Here is a 23481-nt window from a genome sequence, read left to right as displayed (position 1 = left end):
CGCCGTGGAGGAGAGGCGATCGCGCGGGGTCCATCTTGCCCCCGTTCAGCCGCTCTGCTCTATCCTGGCGCCATGAAGCACCTCCTCGCCACCAGCCTGCTCGCACTCGTCGCCGCAGCACCCGCCCCCGCGCGTCAGCTCACCATCGCCGATGTGACGACACTCAGCCGCGTGTCGGCGCCGGCGGTATCGGCGGACGGGCGCTGGCTGGTCTGGCAGCAACGCGAGACCGATCTCGCCGCCAATCGCGGGCGGTTCGACCTGTGGCGGCTCGACCTGTCGCGGCGCGGGGCGCGACCGGAGAAGCTGGCGGCAGAGGCGGAGGTCAACGAGACCAGCCCGCAGGTGGTCGGGGGCACCGTGTTCTTCCAGTCGGACAAGGGCGGCGACGATGCGATCTGGGCCATCCCCGTCGCCGGAGGAACGCCGCGGAAGCTGACCGGCTTCCAAGGCGGCTTCGGCGGTTTTAAGGTCGCGCCGACCGGCAACAGGATCGTCGTCTGGGCCGACCGCAAGCCGGGCGCGCCGAGCCTGGCCCCGGCGATGGAGAAGAAAGACGCGAACGCGGGCGCCGGCCGCACCTATGACCAGCTGTTCGTGCGGCATTGGGATACATGGACGACGGGTGACCGCTCGCAGCTGTTCGTGCTACCGCTCGGCCCCGACGGCGCGCCGGGCGACGGCGTCGCGGTGGAGCGCGGGCTGGTGGGGGACACGCCGTCGAAGCCGTTCGGCGGCGCCGAGGAGCTCGCCTGGAGTCCGGACGGGCGGACGCTCTATTTCGCCTTGCGCGAGGCGGGGCGGATCGAGGCGACCTCGACCAACCTCGACATCTTCGCGGTGCCGGCGGACGGCTCGGCCGCCCCGCGCAACCTGACGGACACCAATGACGCTACCGACACGCTGCCCGCGGTGTCGCCCGATGGCCGCACACTTGCCTATGTCGCGATGAAGCGGCCCGGCTATGAAGCCGACCGGCAGGTGCTAATGCTGCGCGACCTCGCGACCGGTGCGACGCGTGCGGTGACGGAAGGCTGGGACCGTTCGATCGGATCGCTCGCATGGGCGGTGGACGGCCGCTCGCTGTTCGTCACCGCCGACGATCGCCAGGAAGTGCCGCTGTTCCGCGTCGACGCCGCCAGCGGCAAGGTCACGCGCCTGACCACCGAGGGTCATGTCGCCAACGTCGTCGCGACGCCGAAGGGCGCGGTGTTCACGATCGATACCCTCGTCGCGCCCGCCGACTTCTTCAGCCTGGCGGGACGCAGTCGACCGGCGCGGCTGACCAGCGTCAACGCCGTCAAGCTGGCAGACATCGACATGCCGAGCGTCAGCCGCTTCACCTTCGCTGGCGCCAATGGCGACACCGTGCACGGCTATGCGGTCCGGCCCTATGGCACCACCGGCAAGGTGCCGATCGCCTTCATGATCCATGGTGGGCCGCAGGGGTCGAGCAACAACAGCTGGTCCTATCGCTGGAATCCGGCGGTGTTCGCCGGCGCCGGTTACGGGCTGGTCGCGGTCGATTTCCACGGCAGCACGGGCTACGGTCAGGGCTTCACCGACGCGATCCGCAATAACTGGGGCGGCTGGCCGCTCGAGGATCTGCAGAAGGGGCTCGCTGCCGCGACGGCGAAGTTCGGCTGGCTCGACGGCGACAATGCCTGCGCGATGGGGGCGTCGTACGGCGGCTATATGGTCAACTGGATCGCCGGCCAGTGGCCCGACCGCTTCAAGTGCCTGGTCCAGCACAACGGCGTCTTCGACGCGCGCGCGATGGCCTACGAAACCGAGGAGCTGTGGTTCGACGAGTGGGAGCATGGCGGCAAGACCTACTATGAAGATCCCGCCGCCTATGAACGCTGGAACCCGGTCCACCATGTCGCCAAGTGGAAGACGCCGATGCTGGTCATCACCGGCGAGAAGGACTTCCGCATCCCCTATACGCAAGGGATCGCCAGCTTCACGGCGCTGCAACGGCGCGGCATCCCGTCACGGCTGCTGATCAATCCGAACGAGAATCATTGGGTGCTGCGGCCAAAGGAGAGCCGCCAATGGTATGGCGAGGTGCTGGGCTGGATGGACCGCTGGACTGGCAAGGCGCCTGGAGCGGATATGCACATCGCGCGGGATACGACGATGGTGAAGTGATCGCGCCAAACCGGATGCAACCAAGACGTTCGGCCTTGTGCCGGCTCTGCCTGGGGAGCGTATCCGGAGTATGGCGAGCAAGAGCGTTCCGGCACCGGCGACGAGGGTTGGCGATCTTCCGACCGAGACGGTCCGTGCCGCTGACGGCACCGTCATACGGATGAAGCTGGTACAGGCGAGCAGCCCCACGCTGGATCAGGATCTGCTTGCTGCGTTCCGCGCCAACGTCCGTCGCGTCAAGGAAGGGCAGCGCAAGCGCCTCCGTGCCGTCCCCACCGACCCCGTGTAAGCCCGACCGGCCGGTCCTGTGGATCGTCGCCGGGCCGAACGGCAGCGGCAAGAGCACCTTCTACGATCGTATCGATATCAGGGGCTGGGGCGGGTCCATCTGGATCATCAACCCCGACCTATTGACCCAGACGGTCGTGGAGCGTGAAGGCCTGGCGCTCGCCGAGGCCAATCTGGTGTCGGTACAGCGCATCGAGCAGTGGCTGGATGCGGCGATCGATACCTACCAGTCGATCGGCGTCGAGACGGTCCTGTCCTCGCCCAAATTTCGCAGATTGACCGTGCGGGCGCAGCAGCGCGGCTTTCTGGTCAAGATGATCTACGTCACGCTCGCGTCGGCAGAGCTGCAGCTCCGGCGTATCGCAGTGCGGGTCGCGCATGGCGGGCACGATGTTCCGGCCGAGAAGGTGCGCGATCGGCGGCAGCGATCTTTTCGCGAGCTTGCGTGGTTTGCGCAACACGTCGACCAATGCTCGATCTTCGAGAACTCGGTCGGTGAGCCGGACTTGGTCGCCAGCCTCGCGCACGGCCAGCTGATGCAATATGGTGAGTAATCCCTCGATCTAGCAGCGACACTGGCGGATGCCAGCTTGACGCTGGTCGACGCGCGATAGGGTTTGGCAATCGCAAAGGCGCCTCGCTAAGGCCACCCGCATGGCCGAACTCCCCAAAACCTTCGACCCCGCAGCGATTGAAGCTCGCTGGTACGCGCATTGGGAACAGAACGGCCTGTTCCGGCCCGAGCGCCCGCATGCCGAGCCCTGGACGATCGTCAATCCGCCGCCGAACGTCACCGGCTCGCTGCACATCGGCCATGCGCTGGACAACACGCTGCAGGACATCCTGACGCGGCATGCGCGGCTGAAGGGCAAGGATGCGCTGTGGGTGGTCGGCACCGACCATGCCGGCATCGCGACCCAGATGGTGGTCGAACGCGACCTGGCGCTGGAGCAGAAGAAGCGCACCGACTTCACCCGCGAGCAGTTCGTCGAGCGGGTGTGGGCGTGGAAGGAGCAGTCGGGCGGCGCGATCACCCGCCAGCTGCGGCGGCTCGGCTGCTCGATGGACTGGGCGAATGAGCGGTTCACGATGGACGAGGGCTTCTCGGCCGCGGTGCTCCACGTCTTCGTGCAGCTGTACCGCGAGGGGCTGCTGTATCGCGCCAAGCGGCTGGTGAATTGGGACCCGAAGCTCAAAACCGCTATCAGCGACCTGGAGGTCGAGACCCGCGAAGTGCAGGGCCACATGTGGCACTTCAAATACCCGCTCGCGGGCGGTGAGACCTACACCTATGTCGAGCGAGACGCCGATGGCGCGGTCGTGCTGGAGGAGGAGCGCGACTATATCGCGATCGCCACCACCCGACCCGAGACGATGCTGGGCGACGGCGCGGTCGCGGTGCATCCCGACGACGAACGCTATCGGCCGATCGTCGGCAAGCTGTGCGAGATCCCGGTCGGTCCCAAGGAGCACCGCCGGCTGATTCCGATCATCACCGACGACTATCCCGATCCCGCCTTCGGCTCGGGCGCGGTGAAGATCACCGGCGCGCACGACGAGAACGACTATGGCGTCGCGCAGCGCAACGGCATCCCGATGTACCGGCTGATGGACGAGGTCGCGGCGATGCGCTGCGACGGCGCGCCCTACGCGCAGGCCGCCGAGCGGGCGAAGGCGATCGCGGCGGGCGCGACTGCGACGCCGGCGGAGGTCGATGCGCTGAACCTGGTGCCCGACGCCTATCGCGGGCTCGACCGCTATGAGGCGCGCGCGCGGGTGGTCGCCGATATCGACGCCGACGGTCTGATGATCCGCGTCGAGGACAAGGTCATCATGCAGCCCTTCGGGGACCGTGGCGGGGTGGTCATCGAGCCGATGCTGACCGACCAATGGTATGTCGACGCAGGCACGCTCGCCAAGCCGGCGATCGAGGCGGTGCAATCGGGCGCGATCAAAGTGGTGCCGAAGACGTGGGAGAAGACCTTCTTTCACTGGATGGACAACATCCAGCCCTGGTGCGTGTCGCGGCAGCTGTGGTGGGGGCATCGCATCCCGGCCTGGTATGCCGAGGACGGCCGCGTGTTCGTCGCCGAGAGCGAGGCCGATGCGCAAGCCGAGGCGGGCGAGGGCGTGCCGCTGACCCGCGACGAGGATGTGCTCGACACCTGGTTCTCCAGCGCGCTGTGGCCGTTCGCGACGATGGGGTGGCCCGGATCCCCCTCCCGCGTGCGGGAGGGGTCACCTGATCTCCCCTCCCGCTTGCGGGAGGGGCTAGGGGAGGGGATGTCCGATACCGAGGCGCTCTCTGGACAAGCCCTCCCCCAACCCCTCCCGCAAGCGGGAGGGGAGCTTTCGCGAGGGGAGTGGCTCCGCCGCTACCCCAATGACGTGCTCGTCTCCGGTTTCGACATCCTGTTCTTCTGGGATGCGCGCATGATGATGCAGGGGCTGCACTTCCTGAAGGACGTGCCGTTCCGCACGCTCTATCTGCACGGGCTGGTGCGTGCCGCCGACGGCGCGAAGATGTCGAAGTCGAAGGGCAACACCGTTGATCCGCTCGGCCTGATCGACCGCTACGGCGCCGACGCGCTGCGCTTCTTCATGGCGGCGATGGAGAGCCAGGGCCGCGACATCAAGATGGATGAGCGTCGCGTCGAGGGCTATCGCAACTTCGCGACCAAGCTGTGGAACGCCGCGCGCTTCTGCCAGGCGAACGGCATCGGCGGATCGGCGACGCTGGAGCCGCCTGTCGCCACGCTGGCGGTCAACCAATGGGTGATCGCCGAGTGCGTGGCGATGATCCAGGAGGTCGACCTAAGCCTCGCCGAGTACCGTTTCGACGCGGCCGCGAACGCGATCTACCAGTTCACCTGGAGCCGCTTCTGCGACTGGTATGTCGAGCTCATCAAGGGCGCGATCGACGACGAGACCCGCGCGGTGGCAGGCTGGGTACTCGACCAGATCCTGGTCGTGCTGCACCCGTTCATGCCGTTCATCACCGAAGAGCTGTGGCACGCGCTGCTGCCCGGCCGGTCGGAGCTGATTGTCGCACAGTGGCCGAGGGCGGACGCGCGCGCGCTCGACCCGGCGGCGGCGGCGGAGGTCGAGTGGCTGATCGAGCTGGTCAGCGGCATCCGCGCGGCGCGCACCGAGCTCAACGTGCCGCCTGGCGCCCGGCTGCCGCTGCATGTGCGTGGTGGCGACGAACAGACTATCGCGCGGCTTGATCGGCAGGGCCCCGCGCTTGCCCGACTGGCACGGGTGACGCCGACCGACGGCGAGGCTACGGGCGGTGCCGCGCAGGTGGTGGTCGGTGACGCGACCTTCGTCCTCGCGCTGGAAGGCGTGATCGACCTGGATGCCGAGCGCGCGCGGCTGACCAAGGCAGTAGTCGCGGCCGAGAAGGAACGCGACGGGTTGGCCGCGCGACTTAGCAATGCCAGCTTCGTCGAGCGCGCCAAGCCGGAGGCGGTGGAGAAAGCCCGCGCCGATCACGCGGACAAGGTCGCGGACGCCGAGCGGCTCGCGGCGGCACTCGCGCGCTTGGGCTGATTGTTCCCCTCCCGCTTGCGGGAGGGGCTAGGGGAGGGGTTGTGAACGGATCTGACCTGACATCCCCTCCCCCAACCCCTCCCGCAAGCGGGAGGGGAGAAGGTGTAGCCTCTCCCGCAAGCGGGAGGAGAGAAGCTATGGCCTCTCCCGCAAACGGGAGGGGAGAAGGCGAAACGCCGCCCGCCGCCTCAAGGTCGGGGCGCCGCGACCTTACTACCGGACCCATCGGCGCGACGTTGCTCGCCTTCGCTCTGCCGACGCTCGGGTCTAACATCCTCCAGTCGCTGAACGGGTCGATCAACGCGATCTGGGTCGGGCGCTTCCTCGGCGAGTCGGCGCTGGCCGCCACCTCGAACGCCAACAACATTATGTTCCTGATGTTCAGCGCGGTGTTCGGTTTCGGCATGGCAGCGACGATCCTGGTCGGACAGAGCTGGGGCCGGCGCGATGTCGACAGCGCGCGCCGTGCGTTCGGTGCCGCCATCGGGCTGGTGCTCGCCGCCGCGATCGTGGTCGCCACGCTCGGTTGGCTCTTCACGCCGCAGATCCTGCGGCTGCTGGCGACGCCGGCGGAGGCGCAGGCGCTCGCCCAGGCCTATTTGCGGGTGATTTTCCTCGGCCTGCCCGCGTCGATGCTGCTGGTGCTGTGCTTCATGGGGCTGCGCGGGACGGGCGATTCGATGACGCCCTTGTGGTTCATGGGGCTCAGCGTCGTGGTCGACAGCGGGCTCAATCCCGTGCTGATCCTGGGCCTCGGCCCGTTCCCGCGCATGGGGATCGCAGGGTCTGCGACCGCGACGCTGATCGCCAATTTGGTTGCGGTCGGGTCGCTGGTCGTCTGGATCCGCTGGCGCGACCTCCCCTTACGGCTGCGCGGGCGCGAATGGCGCTACCTCCTGCCGAGCGGGGCGCTGACGCGTGCGATCATCGCCAAGGGGCTGCCGATCGGGGCGCAGATGCTGGTGATCTCCACCGCCGGCCTCGCCATGATGGGGCTGGTCAACCGCAACGGCGTCCATACCACCGCAGGGTTCGGCATCACGCTGCAGCTGTGGGCCTATATCCAGATGCCGGCGATGGCGATCGGCGCGGCGGTCAGCGCAATGGCGGCGCAGAACATCGGCGCGGGACAGTGGAACCGCGTCGCCCGGATCACCGGAGCGGGACTGCTGCTGAACGCCGCGATCACGGGCACCATGGTCGCCGTCGTGCTGCTTTTCGACCGACCGATCCTCGGGCTTTTCGTGGGCGCGAACAGCCCCGCCTTGCCGATCGCACAGCATATCAGCCTGATCGCCAGCTGGGGCTTCATCCTGTTCGGCGGTACCATGGTGCTGTTCGGCGTCGTGCGGGCGAACGGCGCCGTTTGGGGACCGCTGCTGATCCTGTTCGCGGCCATGTTCCCGGTGCGTCTCGGCCTTGCCGTCCTGCTGCAACCCTGGCTGGGGACCGACGCGTTGTGGTGGAGCTTTCCGGCCGGGTCGGCCACTACCGTGATAATGGCAGCGCTATATTACCGGTTCGGTTCCTGGCGCCGCAGCACACTGGCGGTGCCACCACCCGATGGCGAGCAGCGCAGCCACGCCGATGTCGATACCAGCGGCTCGCTTCACCCCGCCGGTTAGGTCTGGGCGGGCTGGATGGGCGCCATCACCTCGATCACCCCGGCGGCGATGCGCGCGGTCACCGGCGTCCTCGCCAGCACCTCGCCGTCGATCGAGATCGGCAGCGGTGGCCGGGTCTCGATGCGCAGCCGCTTGCCGGTGAAGTCGACCACATCGTCGTGCCTGGCATCCAGCCGCAGGATGCTCGCGGCCCAGTTCCGGACCAGGCGGCGCTTCACATGCCCCTTCACCGCCTGCACCACGATCTGGCCCGAATCGATCTCGGCCGCGTCCACCAACTCGGTGCCGCCATGGTACGGTCCGTTCGAGATGCGCACCTCCACCACCTTCATCTCGTAGCGCTTGCCTTCGTCCTCGACGATCAGCGTGAACGGGCGGAAGCGCGCGAACTGCACCGCCGCCCAGGCAAGATAGCCGGCGCGGCCGAAATAGCGTTTCAGACCATGCGGCACCGTCTGCGCGATCTGCGGCGACAGTCCCATCGCCGCGCAATTGGCATAGTAATCGTCGTCGATCATGCCCAGATCGATCCGCCGCGGGGCGCCGGTCGCGAGCACGTCGACGGCGCCCGGCAGATCGAGCGGGATGCCGAGCGAGCGCGCGAAGCTGTTGGCGGTGCCGAAAGGCAGCACACCCAGCACCAGGTCCTTGCCGACCAGCTGGTCGACCAGCCCACTGATCGTGCCGTCGCCACCGCCTAGGATCACCAGGTCCGGATCCTTGGCCAGGACGCCCGCGAGGACGTCGTCGAGCTGATCCGGATCCTCCACCGCATGCGCATCGACCGGGAAGGGCAGGCGGTCGAGCAGTCCGCAGACTTCCTCGAACTGCGCTTGTCCCGAGCGGGAGCGCGCGTTGACGACGAGGGCGGCAGAGCGGATCGGGCGAGTCATTCTGCAGCGTAACGCATGTGGAACGGTTTAGCCCCGCTTGCCCTTCGACGCGGCGAGGGCGAAAGAGGTGGCATGTCGTCCTATCCCGCCGTCCGCCTGCGTCGTACCCGCGCGAGTGCGTGGAGCCGCCGCCTCCATGCCGAAACGGTGCTGACGCCTGCGGACCTGATCTGGCCGCTGTTCATCACCGCGGGCGAGGCGGAGGAGCCGATCGCCAGCCTGCCGGGCGTATCGCGGTGGTCGATCGCGGGCATCGTCGAACGGGCCCGCGAGGCGCGCGACCTCGGCATTCCCTGTGTCGCTCTGTTCCCCAACACGCCACCCGAGCTGAAGTCGGACGACGGGCAGGAGGCGCTGAACCCCGACAATCTGATGTGCCGGGCGATCCGCGCGTTGAAGGATGGGGTGCCCGAGGTCGGCGTGCTGACCGATGTCGCGCTCGATCCCTATACGACGCATGGTCATGACGGGCTGGTCGACATGGCGGGTTATGTCGTCAACGACACTACCGCCGACATGCTGGTGCGCCAGGCGCGCAACCAGGCGGCGGCGGGGGCGGACATCATCGCGCCCTCCGACATGATGGACGGCCGCATCGGCCTGATCCGCAGCGCGCTTGAGAGCGATGGGCACCCGAACGTCCAGATCATGAGCTACGCCGCCAAATATGCCAGCGGCTTCTATGGTCCGTTCCGCGACGCGGTCGGCAGCCGTGGGCTGCTGAAGGGCGACAAGAAGACCTATCAGATGGATCCGGCCAACGCCGAGGAAGCCTTGCGCGAGGTCGCGCTCGACCTTGCCGAGGGGGCCGACAGCGTGATGGTCAAGCCTGGCCTGCCGTATCTCGACATCGTCGTGCGGGTAAAGGAGCGGTTCGGCGTCCCGGTGTTCGCCTATCAGGTGTCCGGCGAATACGCGATGATCGAGGCTTCGGCAGCCGCCGGCGCGGGCGAGCGCGACGGGCTGGTGCTGGAGACGCTGATGGCGTTCAAGCGCGCCGGCTGCTCGGGCGTGCTGACCTATCACGCTGCCCATGCGGCCCGGCTCCTGACGCGATGATCGAGACCGCGCGCCTTCTTCTCCGCCCATGGCGCGAGCCGGACAAGCCCGCCTTCCACGATCTCGTCAATACGCCCGCGATGATGGCGCACTTCGGCGGCGTGACCTCGCGCGACAGAATCGACGCGCTGCTCGACGGCCAGATGGCGAGCCAGGCTGCGGACGGCTGCTCGATGTGGGCGGTCGAGTTCCGCGCGGGTGGAACGCTGGCCGGCATCTGCGGCCTGCGCGCGGCGCGGCCTTACAAGGGCACCCCGGTCGACGACGAACTCGAGATCGGCTGGCGGATCGGCGAACGCTGGTGGGGGCAGGGGGTGGCGAAGGAAGCGGCGGCGGCGAGCCTCGCCTGGGGCTGGGCCAACCGGCCCGAGCCGAGAATCGCCGCGTGGACCGGTGCTGCCAACACGCGCTCCTGGGGGCTGATGCGGCGGCTCGGCATGACCCACCGGCCCGAGCTCGACTACCAGCACCCGCTCTATGCTGCCGACGACCCGATCGGGGCGATGATCGTCTATGCGATCGACCGGCCGCGCAGCTAAGGCATCGGCAGTCGGGCGCTGAGCGCGGCGATCCCAGTCGTCTGCCGCTGTGTCTCCGCCGCGGCGCGGGCCTGCAGCGCCTCGAGCGCGGGGTAGGGTGTGCCGATCGTCGCGATGCGGTCGCTGGCCAGCACTTCGGCGTCCGTCGTCAGCGCGGTCGCCTGCGCCCGCCAGTCGTCGAGCGCCGCCAGTGCGGTCTGGGCGTTCAGCCAGGCATCGCTGCCGACGGTGCGTGCTCCGGCGACCCGCGACGCGCGTTCCGCGTGGGCGGCATCCGCGTCATAGCCGGCGATCACCGCTGCAAGCTTGGTGGCAATCTCCGCCAGCCGCGCGTCGAGCGCGGGGTCCGCAGCGACCACTGCAGGCGCCGCGCTCGCTGCCGGTTCGTCGAAGCCGGTCTTTTCCACCGCGCGTGGCGCAAGCGAAGGGTAGCCAGCGTCCGCGGTCGCGCAGCCGGACAGGAGCATGGCGATCAGCGGGACGAAGGTCTTCATGGTGTCGCCCTATGCCTCGCGTCCAACCCGCGCAACGCACTTGCGCCCTGGGTCAGGCGCTTCTATGAGCCCCCCTCCCAATGCGCGCCCGTAGCTCAGCTGGATAGAGCATCAGACTACGAATCTGAGGGTCGGACGTTCGAATCGTTCCGGGCGCGCCATTTCTTCATTGCCCCGTCGGTCTGCTCGTTTATCCCGATCGGGTGGATGCGCGTATGAACGTGACCGGCGCGTCGATGCTGGCAAAGGCGCGGCCCTCTGTGCCTGAGGACGGGGCATGAGCAGCTGGCTTGAGGCCGGCCTGTGGGGTCTGCTTGGCGGATCGGCGTTGGTGCTGGGTGCGCTGATCGCCTTCGTTATCACCTTGCCGCAGCGGGTGATCGCGGCGGTGATGGCAGTCGGTGCGGGCGTGCTGATCTCGGCGGTCGCCTTTGACCTGATGGACGAGGCGTTCCGACAGGGCGGGTTCGCCGCGACGGCGGGTGGGTTCCTGGCCGGGGGGCTAGCCTATACCGCCGCCAATGTCCTCATATCGCGTCGCGGTGCGCGGCATCGCAAGCGATCGGGCGGCGGCGCGGCGCATGAGCAACAGCCCGGCCCAGGGACGCCGGAAGGGGGCGCGGGCCTGGCGATCGCGGCGGGCGCGCTGCTCGACGGCGTACCAGAGTCGGTGGTCATCGGCGTCAGCCTGGCGGCGGGCGGCGGCGTCAGCCTGGTCATGGTGGCGGCGGTGTTCCTGTCCAATGTACCCGAGGGGCTGTCGAGCGCGGCCGGGATGAAGAAGGCGGGCCGGTCGGCACGGTACATCTTCGGCGTCTGGGGCGGTATCGCGCTCGCGTCGGGCGTGTCGGCGGCGCTCGGTAACCTGCTGCTTGCAGGTGCGGCGCCGGCGGTGATCGCGGGCGTCATCGCGGTGGCGGCGGGCGCGATCCTGGCAATGCTGGTCGACACCATGATCCCGGAAGCGACGGCTGCGACCCACGACTATTCCGGGCTGATTGCGGTTTTCGGCTTCCTGATCGCCTTCGTGCTGACCAAGCTGGAGGGCTGACGCAGTGCTCAGTGCCTCCCGGAAGGGCGCACCGGCAACCTACGTTCGAGCCGAATAGATCGCGTCCAGCACCCGGGCCACCTGTACCAGCTCGTCGGCCGCCGGATCGAACCGTGCACCCTGCGCCAGCCGCCGCGCCCAGTCCGCACCGGCACGACCGCCCCAATCGTCCGCGCCCGCTGTCAGCGTCTCGCTCCCGGTGCCCGTGAACCGCTCGGCGGTGAAATCGTAGAAGCTGCCGCCGACGTTGCGCAGCGCGGCGCCGCCCTGCGTACCGTAGAAGGCCGCTTCGATCACCGCCTCGCGACCCGCCTGCAGCCGCCACGAACAGGCGAGCCGTACACTCGTGCCGTTCGCCAGCCGGAACTGCGCCGTCGCATAGTCCTCCACCTCGTCCGACGAACGCGACAGCAGCTGCGCGCCTGAGAGCAATTGGGCTGCCACTTCGCCGTCCACGGCCGAAAAACCCAGCACCCACAAGGCGAGATCGACCAGGTGGACGCCCAGATCCATCACGCAGCCGCCGCCGGATTGCGCGCGATCGTAGAACCAAGGCTTGTCGGGGCCGTAGGCGTTGTGGAAGGTCAGATCGACCGCGAACACCTGGCCCAACGCGCCGTCGCGGACCAGCGGCGCAATCGCCTGCATTCCGGTGGTGTACCGATAGGAGAAATCGACCGACAATAGCCGGTCCGCCCGTCGCGCCGCCTCGACCACGCGCGCCGCCTCCGCCGAGTCACGCCCGAGCGGCTTCTGGCAGAACACCGCGACGCCCGCGTCCAGCGCCTGGATCGACTGTTCGGCATGCAGCGCCGAAGGCGTCGCGATGGCGATGCCGTCGACACCGAGTGCCAGCAGCCCGTCGAGTCTGTCCACCACCTGCGCATCGGGCGCGAGCTTCTGCGCCTCAGCCACCATCTCGGGCGAGGGATCGGCAATACCGACCGCTTCGACCAGACCAGTGTCCAGCATCGCCGCCATGCGATGCCTGCCGATCCAGCCGGTGCCGAGAAAACCGATACGGGGCCGGGTCACGATCCGTACTCAATCACTGCCTTCACGAACCCTTTCGGCTTGTCGCGCGTCGCTGCCAGCGCCTCGCCGATCCGCTCCAGTGGGTAGCGGTGGGTCAGCAGCGGCGCCAGGTCGACGCGACCGGACGCAACCGCCTCCACCCCTTCGCGCAGTCCGCGCATCTGCACCGCCGGATCGCGCTCATGGGCGTTGATCACGTCGATTCCCTTCCAGTTCCACATCTGCATCGACACCTGCCGTGGACCGTCCTGGTGATAGCCCGCGACGATCAGCTTGCCGCCCTCGGCGACCAGCTCGCCCGCCAGGTCGAGGGGCCATTGCTTGCCCACCGCCTCGATCACGCGCTCCGCACCGCAGCCGCCGGTGAGGGCCTGCACCCGCGAAACGATCGCATGATGATCGTGCATCGGGATCGTCTCGGCTGCGCCATAGCGTCGCGCGAGGTCCAGCGACTCCTCGCGCCGGGAGATCGCGATCACCCTCGCGCCGGCCTCCCTGGCCAGCCGGCACAGGATCGCGCCGAGGAAGCCGATGCCGACGATCGCCACCCACTGGCCCGTCGCAATGTCGGCGCGGCGGAAGATGTTCATCGCGCACCCCAGCGGCTCGCCGGGGAATGGGCCGGACAGGGCAGGGGGCAGCACCACGAGCCGGTCGGAAGCCACCACGTCGAACTGGCCGAAGCTGCGCCCGGCGAGCGTCGTCACCCGGTCGCCTACCGACGTCTCGGTGACGCCGGAACCTAAGGCGTCGATCACCCCCCAGCCTTCATGTCCCATGCCGCCGGGTTCGCCGGGATAGGTCGACCAGGGCTGCCCCTCCCACGGCTCGACGTTGGAGGCGCAGACACCGCACCCCTCCAGCCGCACGCGCACCTCGCCGGGTCCAGGCTCCGGCATCGGCGCCCGCGCCATCGTCATGGTTCCCGGGGCGGTCAGCACCGCCGCGTTCATCGTCTGCGCCACTCAACAACCTTTCGACCGCGCCCGCGTTCTCACCGCCACAATAGGGGAACGCATGATGTCCGAACTCGACCGTGCCTCGCCGGGTATGACCGCGACGCTGGCCGACAATATCGAGCGACTGACCCGCCGACGGCGAGAGGAGGCACAGGCGGAGCGGCTGAGCCACAAGGTCGCCGATCGCATCACCCGCTTCACCGGCTCGATGCTGTTCGTGGTGATCCACCTGGTCCTGTTCGGGGGATGGATCCTCATCAATCTCGGCTGGCTGCCGATCGTCGCGCCATTCGATCCCAGCTTCGTGGTGCTGGCGATGGCGGCGTCGGTGGAGGCGATCTTCCTGTCCACCTTCGTGCTCATCAGCCAGAATCGCATGGCCGCCGCCGCCGACCGTCGCGCCGATCTCGACCTCCACATCAACCTTCTGGCCGAGCACGAGCTGTCGAAGCTGGCCGGAGTGGTCGCTGCGATCGCCGAGCGGGTCGGGGTTCCGGCCCGGACCGCCGACGTGAAGGAGATCGAGCGAAGCGTCGACGCCGAAGTCGTGCTGGACGCGCTCGGGCAGAAGGAGGTCGAGTAACTCACCCCGCTGCGACGGTCGCCCGCGCCGGCGCATAGCGTTCGATCATCTGCTGGCAGAAGTCGGCAAACGCCTGCGGCTCGCGCGCCGGGCTGGTGTGGTGCGGCTCGACGCCGAGATGCTCGGGCGTGAAGCAGAAGGTGACGGTGACGTCGAAGTCCTGCACCGCCTCCATCTGCCGGTCGAACCAGCCGAGCGCGTCCTCCTGGAACGAATCCGCCCAGCTCAGCCCGGTGCGCAGGTGCCTGGTCCCGAGCCGCTTCATCCAGGCGACCGCATCGTCGAGCCGGGGGTCGCGATAGTGGAACCACTGCATCAGCCCCATCTCGCCCGCGACCTTGGCATATTCGTCCAGCGAGGGCTTCGGCGTGCCGTCCGGGCGGATCAGGCCCATGTAGAAGTGACGGTAGTAGCTGGAGCCCTCCGCCTCGCGATGACGGGTGGTGGCGCCCCATTCCATCGGCAGGTCGAATAGCGAGTACCAGAAGATGCGCGGGACCCGGCCGACTAGCAGCTCGGCGGTGCGCTTGACCCCGAACACCTGCACCTCCTCCGCGCCGAACGAGCCGACGCCGACCTCGGTCACCCACACCGGTTTATCCGTGACCGCCTCGATCTCGGCGACCTTGGCGGGCCAATCGTGAATCGACCACAAATTCCAGTCGAGCGGGAAGCCATGCACCGCGACCACGTCCACCGCGTCGAGCGCGCCGAGCGCCTCCATCCGCTGCACCCAGGCAGGGTCGATCGGCGACATGCCGCCGAGCACGCGCGTCACCTGCGGGTTCGCGCGTGCGATGGCGGTGCCTGCGCGCGTCACGGTATCGGCCAGAATGCTCCAATCGGGGTCGAGGTTCGGATCCCAATGCGACTTGTTGTTGGGCTCGTTCCAGATCATCGCCGCTTCGACGGTCACTCGCTTGCTCCTGCTGGATAGACCGCCGCTGCGCCCCAGTCGCCGTATGGGACGGGCGCGGTGCGGCAGAGATAGACCTCGTCCTCGGGATGCGCCTCGATCGTGAAGCCCGACGCGCGCAGCATCGCTTCCGAGCACGCCCGGTTCGGCGCCCACCAGTTGGTCCAGTCGTCGGCGAACTTGCGCTCGATGAAGTGCAGCTTGGGATAGGCGGGATCGTCGAAGAAGGCGGGCGGGTCATAGGTACCCGGCATGTGGAAGGGATGGTCCTCGACCGGGGTCCACCCCGTTTTCGACCCTTGTTGCATCGTCTGGAACAGCAGCATATCGCCGGCGACGTGCTCGCGGATGAGGTCGAGCGCCAGCAGCGGATGGCGGAGGTGATAGAGCACCCCCATGAAGATCACGAGATCGAACCGCTCGCCGAGCGCAGCCACGTCATAGACCGATAGCTTGCGGAACTCGACCTCGCCGAAGCCCAGCGTCGCCGAGGCGAGGCGCGCCTGTTCGAGGTAGCGGTCGTCGGAGTCGATCCCGACAACCCGCGCGGCCCCGCGCCGCGCCATCTCCACCGAATAGAAACCGGCGTTGCAGCCGATGTCGAGCACCGTCTTGCCGGTCAGGTCGGCGGGGAGCGCATCGGCGAACCGGGCGAACTTGAAGCGCGGATAGTCGCCCAGGAAATGATCAGGCGCGGTGTGGATACCACCACCCAGATCGATGTTGTGGAACCATGGCGCCAGCTCCGCCACCTGTTCGCGCAAGCGTTCCGACATCAACCCCCCGTCTCGTTCAGCCACAATAGTCTGGCGCCCCAGTTGGCGACCGCGACGCCTGTAACCGAAGCCGGGTCGATGTCGAATCGCAGCAGATGGTCGAGCGGGAGGTCCAGGACATGCGCGACCGCGGCACGGATTATGTCCGAATGGCTGACCATCACCACCGTGCCGGCGTCGTGGTGGGCCGCGACCCACGTCATGTGCGCGACGATGCGGTCCTGCGCCTCCGCCATCGTCTCGCCGCCTGGAATACGGACGGAGCTGCGCCGCGTGTTCCACGCCCGCCATACGGGATCGTCGCCGAAGTCGTCGAAGGCACGGCCCGTCCATTTGCCCATGTCGATCTCGAGCAGATCCTCGGCCTCGGTGGGAGCGGGAAGTCCACAGGCCAGCGCGATCGCCGCCGCCGTGTCGCGGGTGCGCTCCAGCGGGCTGCACTCGACCCGTGTGACGCCAAGCGGCGCCAAGCGCGCGCCGAGCGCGGCGGCCTGATGCCGCCCCCTTTCGGTCAGCGGCACGCCCCCGGCACGGCCCGAGAGCCGCCGGCCGAGGTCGACATGCGCCGCATGACGGACGAGCAGAATAGTCGCCGACATCTCAGCGGATCGCCTCAAGTACTTAACATAGGTTGTAACGAATGGCCGCCCAAGCCGTTGCTGTGTCGGCAAACAGGAACAAAGAAGATGAAGCTTCGTTCCGGGGGCGTTGCGAGTTGTATAGAGGGGTTTAAGCCTGGAATGCAATCACGAGTAGTTGGCCGCGAGCGCGCGGCGTGAGTGAGCGGATCCTGGTGACCGGCGGGGCCGGCTTCATCGGCCGCTTCGTGGTCGAGGAACTGCTGCGGCGCGGCAACAGCGTGCGCGTGTTCGACAGCCTGATCCCGCAGGTGCACGGCGCCGTCAATGGCTCGAAGATGCTCAACAAGGAAGCGGAGCTGGTCCGCGGCGACGTCCGCGATGACGACGCCGTGTCGCGCGCGCTCGACGGGGTTGACAGCGTCATTCACCTCGCCGCCGAGGTCGGTGTCGGCCAGTCGATGTACGAGGTCGAACGCTACACCTCCACCAACGATGTCGGCACGGCGGTGCTGTTCGAGAAGCTGATCGATCACCGGGTGCGCCGCGTCGTCACCGCCTCGTCGATGTCGATCTATGGCGAGGGGCTGTACACCGACGCCGACGGCGACACCGTCGAAGATGCCGACCGGCCGAATCTGCGTGACGGCCTGACGCAATGGGATCCGACCGACGCGCAAGGGCGGCTGCTGACGCCGATGGCGACGCCGGAGTGGAAGCGCCCGGCGCTGTCGTCGATCTACGCGCTCAACAAATATGTCCAGGAGCGCATCACCCACATCATGGGCGCGCCATATGGCATCGAGAGCGTCTGCCTGCGGCTGTTCAACGTCTATGGTCCGGGGCAGGCACTCTCCAACCCATATACCGGGGTGCTGGCGATCTTCGCGTCGCGGCTGCTCAACGGCCAGCAGCCGATGATCTTCGAGGATGGCGAGCAGCGGCGTGATTTCGTTCACGTCACCGACGTGGCGCGCGCCTTCGCCGACGCGCTGGTGCTGCCCGAAGCGGTCGGCGGCACCTTCAACATCGGTTCGGGGCATCACCGCTCGGTGCGCGAGGTCGGCGTCGAACTCGCGCGCGCGATGGGCAAGAACGATCTGGAGCCGGAGATCGTCGGCAAAGCGCGGATCGGCGACATCCGTCACTGCTTCTGCGACACCGCGCTGAGCGAGCAGCGGCTGGGCTTCCGCGCGCGTCAGGACTTTGGCGAGGGTCTCGCCGAACTCGCCGGCTGGGTAGCGCAGCAGACCGCGACCGACAACGTCGCCGCCGCGCGCGCCGAGCTCGATCGGCGGGGGCTGGTGGCGTGAGGGTTTCTGCTTTTTCGATCCTCCCCGGCACGGGGAGGGCGACCGTTGCGCCGCTTCGCGCGATGGTGGAGGGGCGGTCGTCACGGACGTCTCGCTTCGCCGCAACGCCCCTCCACCCCTCGCTGCGCGAGCGGTCCCCCTCCCCGCAAGCGGGGAGGATCTAGATGGCACCCATCCTCGTCACGGGCGGCGCCGGGTTCATCGGCTCCAACCTCGCCGATCGCCTCGCCGCGGACGGCCACACCGTCCGCATCTATGACTCGCTCAGCCGCGCCGGCACCGAGCGCAACCTGGACTGGCTGCAATCGCGCCACGGCGAGCGAATCGACTTCATCCACGCCGATGTCCGCGACCATGCGCGCCTCGGCGCGGCGGCGACCGGCGTGCAGGCGGTGTTTCACCTCGCCGCACAGGTTGCGGTCACCACCTCGATGACCGATCCGGCCGAGGACTTCGCGATCAACATCGGCGGCACTTTCGCGCTGCTCGAAGCCTTGCGGATGGCGCGGGCGCAAACGCCGCTGATCTTCGCCTCGACCAACAAGGTCTATGGCGACCTCGGCGATCTCGATTTCGAGCTGGCGGACCAGGCCTATGTCCCGGTCGATCCGCAGGTCCGCGACCACGGCATCGGCGAGGGGCGGCCGCTGGATTTCCACACGCCCTATGGCGTGTCGAAGGGCGCGGCGGACCAGTATGTGCTCGACTACGCCCGCAGCTTTGGCGTGCCGACCTGCGTGTTGCGGATGAGCTGCATCTATGGCCAGCGCCAGATGGGCACCGAGGATCAGGGGTGGGTCGCGCACTTCCTGATCCGCGCGCTCGAGGGCAAGCCGATCACGCTCTATGGCGACGGCTATCAGGTCCGCGACATCCTCGACGTGTCCGACGCGGTGGAAGCGTATATCCAGGCATGGCGGCGGATCGACCGCGTCGCCGGGCGCGCCTTCAACCTGGGCGGCGGGCCGGCTAACGCGGTGTCGCTGCGGCAGCTGCTCGAACATATGGGCGACCTCGTCGGCCACGACGTCGCGGTCGAATGGAGCGATTGGCGCGCGGGCGACCAAAGGTACTTTGTCGCGGACACCCGCGCGGCGGAAGACGCCTTGGGCTTGGGTGCGAAACTGCCATGGCAAGAAGGCGTCGCCAGACTGGCGCGGTGGCTCGCGGCCGAACGCCGCCTCAACCTGCCGATCGAACCCGAACTCGCGGGCCCGCTGGCGCGCATGGCGTCATGAAGATCCTGATGACCTGCGACGCGGTGGGCGGTGTCTGGCAATATGCCCACGACCTCTCGGCGGCGCTGGGCGACAGCGGCGTGGAGGTCGTCCTGGCCGTGCTGGGCCCGTCTTCGCGCTCCGGCCCGGCAGTGGCGCCGGCGAAAGAGGGGAAGTCGGCGAGAGTCGCCCCGATGGTGGCACGACCTGCCGACCGGCACGGATGCGTACGGACCATTCCCACCAATCTGCCGCTGGACTGGCTGGCCCCGGACACCGAAGCGGTTCGTCAGGCGGGCCGCGCCATCGCCGGCCTCGCCGCGGCGCACGACGTGGACCTCATCCACCTCAACTCGCCTGCGCTCGCGACGGCTGGCGATTTCCCCGTGCCCGTCGTTGCGGTGACGCATGGCTGTATCGGCACCTGGTTTGCGGCGGCCGACCATTCCGCCCCGTCGTCCGAATATGCCTGGCATGGCGAGGCGATGCGCGCCGGTTTGCTCGCCGCCGACGTGGTGGTCGCACCCAGCGCCAGCTATGCGGCCGAGGTGCAGCGTCACTATGCGCTGCCGTTCACGCCATTGGTCGTTCATAATGGCCGCGCGCCTGCCGAGGCACGTCGCGCGGAGTCCGCAGATTACGTGCTCACCGCAGGGCGGCTGTGGGACCGCGCGAAGAATGTCGCCCTGCTCGACGCCGTGGCGGCGCGGCTGTCGGTTCCATTTCGGGCCGCCGGTCCCGTGGTCGGCCCGCATGGGGAGACCGTCGCACCCGCGCATCTCCACCTGCTCGGCACACTGGGCGAGGAAGCACTCGCCGCCCAATATGTGCGGACGCCGATCTTCGTCTCTGCGACCCGCTTCGAGCCATTCGGGCTTGCCGTGCTGGAGGCCGCGCAAGCCGGCTGCCCGCTGGTGCTATCCTCGATCGACACATTCCGCGAGCTCTGGGCGGGCGCCGCGCTGCTGGTACCCGACGAAGAACCTGCGGCCTATGTCGCCGCGATCGCCCGCATTCGGTCCGAGCCGGGGTTGCGCGCGCACCTGTCCCAAGCCGCCCGCGCTCGCGCCGCGCGCTACACGCCGGCGGCAATGGCGGCGGGGATGCTCGCGATCTACCGCGGGCTGGTCAGCGCGCCCGAGCGGGTGGCGGCGTGAGGATCGTTTATTTCACCCATTCGCTGCGATCCTGCTGGAACCACGGCAACGCCCATTTCCTGCGCGGTGTGCTGCGCGAGCTGCAGACACTCGGCCATGACGTATGTGCGCTGGAGCCCGACACCGGCTGGAGCCTCGACAACCTCCTCGCCGATGCCGGCGAAGCGGGTCTGGAGGCGTTTCGTACCGCCTATCCCGACCTCCGACCGCAAACCTATGCCGCCGATGCCGACCCGCTTGCGCTGATCGACGGCGCCGATCTGGTCATCGTCCACGAGTGGAACGAGCCCGCGGTCGTCGCGGCGATCGGCGCCTTGCGCAAACATGGCGGCGGCTTCCGCCTGCTGTTCCACGACACGCACCACCGCGCTGTCAGCGCTCCGCAAGAGATGCGCGCGTTCGACCTCAGCGGTTACGACGGCGTGCTCGCGTTCGGCGAAACGCTGTCGGAGGTATATCGAGGCTGGGGCTGGCAGGATCGGGTCTGGACCTGGCACGAAGCCGCCGACACCCGCCTGTTCCACCCGCCGGCGATCGAGCGGCCGCGCGACGGCATTGTCTGGATCGGCAATTGGGGTGACGGCGAGCGCACCGCAGAGTTGGCGGAGTTCCTGTTCGATCCAGCGCGAGCCGCCGGACTGCCGCTGGACGTCTACGGCGTTCGTTACCCCGGCGAAGCCAGGGCGATGCTCGCAAGCTACGGCGCCCGCTACCATGGCTGGACCCCCAATGCCCGCGCGCCCGAACTCTTCGCGCGCGCGCTGGCGACCGTGCACGTCCCCCGCCGCTATTATGCGACCATCCTGCCCGGCATCCCCACCATCCGCGTCTTCGAGGCGTTGGCCTGTGGCATCCCGCTGGTCTCCGCGCCCTGGGATGATAGCGAGGGGCTGTTCCGCCCGGGCCAGGACTTCATGGTGGCGCGAAACGGCGGGGAGGTTGTCGACCATCTCCGCCGCTTGCGCGACGATCCTGTCCTCCGGTCCGAGGTGGTGAATTCCGGGTTGGAGACGGTCCGTGCCCGCCATACCTGCGCCCACCGCGCCGCCGAGCTGCTCGCGATCGCCGGCCAGATGGGCCTCCCCATAAGGAACGCCGCGTGAACACTTCGTCAAGCTCAGGACGCCGGATCGCCTTTTACGGTTCCAGCCTTGTCTCCTCCTATTGGAACGGCGCCGCGACCTACTACCGCGGCATCCTGCGCGCGCTCGCTGGTCACGGCTATGACATCACCTTTTACGAGCCCGACGCCTTCGACCGCCAGCAGCACCGCGACATCGACCCGCCCGCCTATGCGGAAAGCGTCGTCTATCCTGCTACAACCGAGGGGCTGCGCTCCGTCCTGGCGCGGGCAGGCGAGGCGGACATCGTCGTCAAGGCGAGCGGCGTCGGGGTGTTTGACCGCGAGCTGCTCGAGGGCATCCTCGACGCCGGCCACGATCATGCGCTGAAGATTTTCTGGGACGTCGACGCCGCCGCGACGCTCGACGAGATGCGCGCCGACCCCGGCCACCCGGTGCTCGGCGCGCTCGACGAGCTCGACATGGTGCTGACTTATGGCGGCGGCCCGCCCGTGGTCGACGCCTATCTCGGCTTTGGCGCCAGGCAATGCATCCCCGTCTACAACGCGCTCGACCCGCAGACCCACCATCCGGTCGCGCCTGACGAGCGGTTCGCCTGCGACCTCGCCTTCCTCGGCAACCGGCTGCCCGACCGCGAGGCGCGGGTGGAGGAATTCTTCCTCCGCGCCGCCGCGTCGCTCCCCGACCGACGCTTCCTGATCGGCGGCAACGGCTGGGAGACCAAGGCAATGCCGGCCAACGTCCGCCACCGCGGCCATGTCTATACGGCCGAGCACAACGCCTTCAACTGCACTCCGGCCGCGGTGCTGAACGTCGCGCGCGACTCGATGGCGCATATCGGCTTCTCGCCCGCGACCCGCGTGTTCGAGGCCGCCGGCGCCGCCGCGTGCCTGATCACCGACGCGTGGGAAGGAATCGAGCAGTTCCTCGCCCCCGACACAGAAGTGCTGGTGGCGCGCGACGGGCAGGATGTCGCCGAGCACCTCCGCAGCCTCACGCCCGAGCGCGCGGGAACGATCGGGCAGGCGGCGCTTGCCCGCGTCCTCGCCGAACACACCTATGAACTGCGCGGCCATCAGGTCGATGCGCTGTTCCGCCAGAATGTCGCCCGGGCGCGGGAAGCTGCATGAAGCTCGTCGTCCTCGGTCTGTCGCTCAGCTCGTCCTGGGGTAACGGTCACGCCACCACCTTTCGCGCGCTGCTGCGGGCGTTCGCGGCGCGGGGGCACGAGGTGCTGTTCCTCGAACGCGACGTGCCGTGGTACGCTGGCCAGCGTGATCTGGCGGATCCGGACTGGTGCCGGCTGGAGCTCTATCGCGACCTGGATGAACTGCATCGCTGGGCTGGAGAGATCGCGCGCGCGGATGCGGTGATCGTCGGCTCCTATGTGCCCGATGGCGTGGCCGTGGGCCGCTTCGCGCAACGGACCGCCACCGGCGTCGTTGCCTTCTACGATATCGACACGCCCGTGACGCTGGCCAAGCTGGAGCGAGGCGATTTCGAGTATCTGACGCCCGACCTGATCGCCGGCTATGACATGTACCTGTCCTTCACCGGCGGACCGACGCTGGCGTACCTGGAGGAGCATTATGGCTCGCCGGCGGCGCGCGCGCTGTATTGTTCGGTTGATGCGGGCGTGTATCGCGCGACGGGCGAGGCCAAGCGCTGGGATCTGTCCTACCTCGGCACCTATAGCGATGATCGCCAGCCGACGCTGACGCGGCTATTGGTTGACGTGGCTCGTGCTGCACCGCACAAGAAGTTCGTGGTCGCTGGTCCTCAATATCCTGCCGGTATCGACTGGCCGGCCAATGTCGAACGGATCGAGCATCTGCCGCCGTCGGAACATGCCGCCTTCTACTCGGCCTCGCGCTGGACGCTGAACGTCACGCGGGCGGACATGATCGCGCGCGGCTGGTCACCCTCGGTACGGGTGTTCGAGGCGGCGGCCTGCGCCACGGCGATTGTGTCCGACCGCTGGGACGGTCTCGACCAGCTGCTCGCGCCCGATCGCGAAATCGTCTTGGCCGACGGCACCGCCGACGTGCTCGCCGCCCTTGACCGGCTCGACGCCGAGGCGATCGGCGCCGCCGGTCGCGCGCGCATTCTTGCCGAACATACCGCCGCACATCGGGCGGTCGAGCTCGAACAACACCTCGCCTCGGCCACCCCGATGCCGCGCCGCAACACGGTTGCGGGCGCGGCATAGTGGG

At 68.3% G+C, this 23481-nt stretch carries 22 protein-coding genes and 1 tRNA gene; 16 read left to right on the top strand and 7 right to left on the bottom strand.

The features are described 5' to 3' along the window. Positions 1-72: 72 nt before the first annotated feature. The 5 genes from VFQ64_RS10780 to VFQ64_RS10760 all read left to right on the top strand — a co-directional run bounded on the left by VFQ64_RS10780 (position 73) and on the right by VFQ64_RS10760 (position 7616). Positions 73-2151 (top strand): S9 family peptidase, encoded by a 2079-nt coding sequence (locus VFQ64_RS10780; protein ID WP_325103285.1) that lies wholly within the window; start codon positions 73-75, stop codon positions 2149-2151. A gap of 160 nt (positions 2152-2311) precedes the next feature. Beyond that, positions 2312-2440, top strand: coding sequence for a hypothetical protein (locus VFQ64_RS10775; RefSeq protein WP_325103284.1), 129 nt, complete (start codon positions 2312-2314; stop codon positions 2438-2440). Beyond that, on the top strand, positions 2415-2993 hold the full coding sequence (locus tag VFQ64_RS10770; RefSeq protein WP_325103283.1) for an AAA family ATPase: 579 nt from the start codon (positions 2415-2417) through the stop codon (positions 2991-2993). The genes VFQ64_RS10775 and VFQ64_RS10770 overlap by 26 nt, the downstream gene beginning before the upstream one ends. Positions 2994-3093: 100 nt before the next feature. Further along, positions 3094-5991, top strand: a complete 2898-nt coding sequence (locus tag VFQ64_RS10765) for a valine--tRNA ligase (RefSeq protein WP_325103282.1) — start codon at positions 3094-3096, stop codon at positions 5989-5991. Between the two features lie 137 nt (positions 5992-6128). Continuing rightward, a complete protein-coding gene (locus VFQ64_RS10760; protein ID WP_325103281.1) occupies positions 6129-7616 on the top strand; it encodes an MATE family efflux transporter in 1488 nt (495 codons plus the stop codon). Here the strand turns inward: VFQ64_RS10760 and VFQ64_RS10755 are convergent. Beyond that, positions 7613-8509, bottom strand: coding sequence for a diacylglycerol/lipid kinase family protein (locus tag VFQ64_RS10755; RefSeq protein ID WP_325103280.1), 897 nt, complete (start codon positions 8507-8509; stop codon positions 7613-7615). The genes VFQ64_RS10760 and VFQ64_RS10755 overlap by 4 nt on opposite strands. A gap of 72 nt (positions 8510-8581) precedes the next feature. Here VFQ64_RS10755 and hemB point away from each other — a divergent pair, with 72 nt between their 5' ends. Together hemB and VFQ64_RS10745 are read left to right on the top strand one after the other, a co-directional pair. Further along, positions 8582-9568 (top strand): porphobilinogen synthase, encoded by a 987-nt coding sequence (hemB, locus tag VFQ64_RS10750; RefSeq protein WP_325103279.1) that lies wholly within the window; start codon positions 8582-8584, stop codon positions 9566-9568. Further along, complete coding sequence (locus tag VFQ64_RS10745; protein WP_325103278.1) at positions 9565-10107, top strand: GNAT family N-acetyltransferase; 543 nt, start codon at positions 9565-9567, stop codon at positions 10105-10107. The genes hemB and VFQ64_RS10745 overlap by 4 nt, the downstream gene beginning before the upstream one ends. Here VFQ64_RS10745 and VFQ64_RS10740 read toward each other — a convergent pair. After that, positions 10104-10601, bottom strand: a complete 498-nt coding sequence (locus tag VFQ64_RS10740) for a hypothetical protein (RefSeq protein WP_325103277.1) — start codon at positions 10599-10601, stop codon at positions 10104-10106. The two genes, VFQ64_RS10745 and VFQ64_RS10740, sit on opposite strands and share 4 nt — an antisense overlap. Before the next feature lie 84 nt (positions 10602-10685). Here VFQ64_RS10740 and VFQ64_RS10735 point away from each other — a divergent pair. Together VFQ64_RS10735 and VFQ64_RS10730 are read left to right on the top strand one after the other, a co-directional pair. Next, a tRNA-Arg gene (locus tag VFQ64_RS10735) sits at positions 10686-10762 on the top strand. A gap of 116 nt (positions 10763-10878) precedes the next feature. After that, a complete protein-coding gene (locus VFQ64_RS10730; protein ID WP_325103276.1) occupies positions 10879-11652 on the top strand; it encodes a ZIP family zinc transporter in 774 nt (257 codons plus the stop codon). Positions 11653-11691: 39 nt separating this feature from the next. On the opposite strand, the gene VFQ64_RS10725 is transcribed toward VFQ64_RS10730, so the two are convergent. Further along, complete coding sequence (locus VFQ64_RS10725; protein ID WP_325103275.1) at positions 11692-12687, bottom strand: Gfo/Idh/MocA family oxidoreductase; 996 nt, start codon at positions 12685-12687, stop codon at positions 11692-11694. Further along, entirely contained in the window at positions 12684-13652 is a 969-nt protein-coding gene (locus tag VFQ64_RS10720; RefSeq protein ID WP_325103274.1) for an MDR/zinc-dependent alcohol dehydrogenase-like family protein, read from the bottom strand. The genes VFQ64_RS10725 and VFQ64_RS10720 overlap by 4 nt, the downstream gene beginning before the upstream one ends. A gap of 52 nt (positions 13653-13704) precedes the next feature. On the opposite strand from VFQ64_RS10720, the gene VFQ64_RS10715 reads away from it, so the two are divergent. Continuing rightward, positions 13705-14229, top strand: a complete 525-nt coding sequence (locus tag VFQ64_RS10715) for a DUF1003 domain-containing protein (protein ID WP_325103273.1) — start codon at positions 13705-13707, stop codon at positions 14227-14229. A gap of 1 nt (position 14230) precedes the next feature. Here VFQ64_RS10715 and VFQ64_RS10710 read toward each other — a convergent pair whose 3' ends face one another. From VFQ64_RS10710 to VFQ64_RS10700, 3 genes are read right to left on the bottom strand one after another with little or no spacing between them, the layout of a single operon-like run. After that, the gene (locus VFQ64_RS10710; RefSeq protein WP_325103272.1) at positions 14231-15145 is read right to left on the bottom strand and encodes a glycosyl hydrolase; all 915 of its coding nucleotides are present in this window, start codon (positions 15143-15145) and stop codon (positions 14231-14233) included. Beyond that, positions 15142-15921: a TIGR04290 family methyltransferase gene (locus VFQ64_RS10705; RefSeq protein WP_325103271.1), complete on the bottom strand. Its 780-nt coding sequence runs from the start codon at positions 15919-15921 to the stop codon at positions 15142-15144. The genes VFQ64_RS10710 and VFQ64_RS10705 overlap by 4 nt, the downstream gene beginning before the upstream one ends. Further along, positions 15921-16520 carry a histidine phosphatase family protein gene (locus VFQ64_RS10700; RefSeq protein ID WP_325103270.1) on the bottom strand — a complete coding sequence of 200 codons (600 nt, stop codon included), beginning with the start codon at positions 16518-16520 and terminating at the stop codon, positions 15921-15923. The genes VFQ64_RS10705 and VFQ64_RS10700 overlap by 1 nt, the downstream gene beginning before the upstream one ends. 176 nt (positions 16521-16696) lie before the next feature. Between VFQ64_RS10700 and VFQ64_RS10695 the strand changes: the two genes are divergently transcribed. From VFQ64_RS10695 to VFQ64_RS10670, 6 genes are all read left to right on the top strand, one after another. After that, positions 16697-17812, top strand: coding sequence for an SDR family NAD(P)-dependent oxidoreductase (locus VFQ64_RS10695; protein ID WP_325103269.1), 1116 nt, complete (start codon positions 16697-16699; stop codon positions 17810-17812). A gap of 164 nt (positions 17813-17976) precedes the next feature. Beyond that, entirely contained in the window at positions 17977-19050 is a 1074-nt protein-coding gene (locus tag VFQ64_RS10690; protein ID WP_325103268.1) for an SDR family NAD(P)-dependent oxidoreductase, read from the top strand. Continuing rightward, a complete protein-coding gene (locus VFQ64_RS10685) occupies positions 19047-20186 on the top strand; it encodes a glycosyltransferase family 4 protein (RefSeq protein ID WP_325103267.1) in 1140 nt (379 codons plus the stop codon). Before VFQ64_RS10690 ends, VFQ64_RS10685 begins: the two co-directional genes overlap by 4 nt. Then, the gene (locus tag VFQ64_RS10680) at positions 20183-21289 is read left to right on the top strand and encodes a CgeB family protein (RefSeq protein WP_325103266.1); all 1107 of its coding nucleotides are present in this window, start codon (positions 20183-20185) and stop codon (positions 21287-21289) included. The genes VFQ64_RS10685 and VFQ64_RS10680 overlap by 4 nt, the downstream gene beginning before the upstream one ends. Then, positions 21286-22398 (top strand): CgeB family protein, encoded by a 1113-nt coding sequence (locus VFQ64_RS10675; protein ID WP_325103265.1) that lies wholly within the window; start codon positions 21286-21288, stop codon positions 22396-22398. The genes VFQ64_RS10680 and VFQ64_RS10675 overlap by 4 nt, the downstream gene beginning before the upstream one ends. Beyond that, positions 22395-23477, top strand: a complete 1083-nt coding sequence (locus VFQ64_RS10670) for a CgeB family protein (RefSeq protein WP_325103264.1) — start codon at positions 22395-22397, stop codon at positions 23475-23477. The genes VFQ64_RS10675 and VFQ64_RS10670 overlap by 4 nt, the downstream gene beginning before the upstream one ends. The last annotated feature ends 4 nt before the right edge of the window (positions 23478-23481 follow it).

Origin of the sequence: Sphingomonas sp. (assembly GCF_035714405.1) — a bacterium.
Classification (GTDB): Bacteria; Pseudomonadota; Alphaproteobacteria; order Sphingomonadales; family Sphingomonadaceae; genus Sphingomonas.
The sequence above is the reverse complement of the archived record's forward strand: the minus strand, read 5'-3'. Positions and strand labels throughout refer to the sequence as shown.

Bases quoted from the DNA above. Each gene is read 5' to 3' on its own strand.
- VFQ64_RS10780 (WP_325103285.1), top strand. From the start codon at position 73: ATGAAGCACCTCCTCGCCACCAGCCTGCTCGCACTCGTCGCCGCAGCA.
- VFQ64_RS10775 (WP_325103284.1), top strand. From the start codon at position 2,312: ATGAAGCTGGTACAGGCGAGCAGCCCCACGCTGGATCAGGATCTGCTT.
- VFQ64_RS10765 (WP_325103282.1), top strand. From the start codon at position 3,094: ATGGCCGAACTCCCCAAAACCTTCGACCCCGCAGCGATTGAAGCTCGC.
- VFQ64_RS10760 (WP_325103281.1), top strand. From the start codon at position 6,129: ATGGCCTCTCCCGCAAACGGGAGGGGAGAAGGCGAAACGCCGCCCGCC.
- VFQ64_RS10755 (WP_325103280.1), bottom strand. From the start codon at position 8,509: ATGACTCGCCCGATCCGCTCTGCCGCCCTCGTCGTCAACGCGCGCTCC.
- hemB (WP_325103279.1), top strand. From the start codon at position 8,582: ATGTCGTCCTATCCCGCCGTCCGCCTGCGTCGTACCCGCGCGAGTGCG.
- VFQ64_RS10745 (WP_325103278.1), top strand. From the start codon at position 9,565: ATGATCGAGACCGCGCGCCTTCTTCTCCGCCCATGGCGCGAGCCGGAC.
- VFQ64_RS10740 (WP_325103277.1), bottom strand. From the start codon at position 10,601: ATGAAGACCTTCGTCCCGCTGATCGCCATGCTCCTGTCCGGCTGCGCG.
- VFQ64_RS10730 (WP_325103276.1), top strand. From the start codon at position 10,879: ATGAGCAGCTGGCTTGAGGCCGGCCTGTGGGGTCTGCTTGGCGGATCG.
- VFQ64_RS10715 (WP_325103273.1), top strand. From the start codon at position 13,705: ATGATGTCCGAACTCGACCGTGCCTCGCCGGGTATGACCGCGACGCTG.
- VFQ64_RS10705 (WP_325103271.1), bottom strand. From the start codon at position 15,921: ATGTCGGAACGCTTGCGCGAACAGGTGGCGGAGCTGGCGCCATGGTTC.
- VFQ64_RS10700 (WP_325103270.1), bottom strand. From the start codon at position 16,520: ATGTCGGCGACTATTCTGCTCGTCCGTCATGCGGCGCATGTCGACCTC.
- VFQ64_RS10690 (WP_325103268.1), top strand. From the start codon at position 17,977: ATGGCACCCATCCTCGTCACGGGCGGCGCCGGGTTCATCGGCTCCAAC.
- VFQ64_RS10685 (WP_325103267.1), top strand. From the start codon at position 19,047: ATGAAGATCCTGATGACCTGCGACGCGGTGGGCGGTGTCTGGCAATAT.
- VFQ64_RS10670 (WP_325103264.1), top strand. From the start codon at position 22,395: ATGAAGCTCGTCGTCCTCGGTCTGTCGCTCAGCTCGTCCTGGGGTAAC.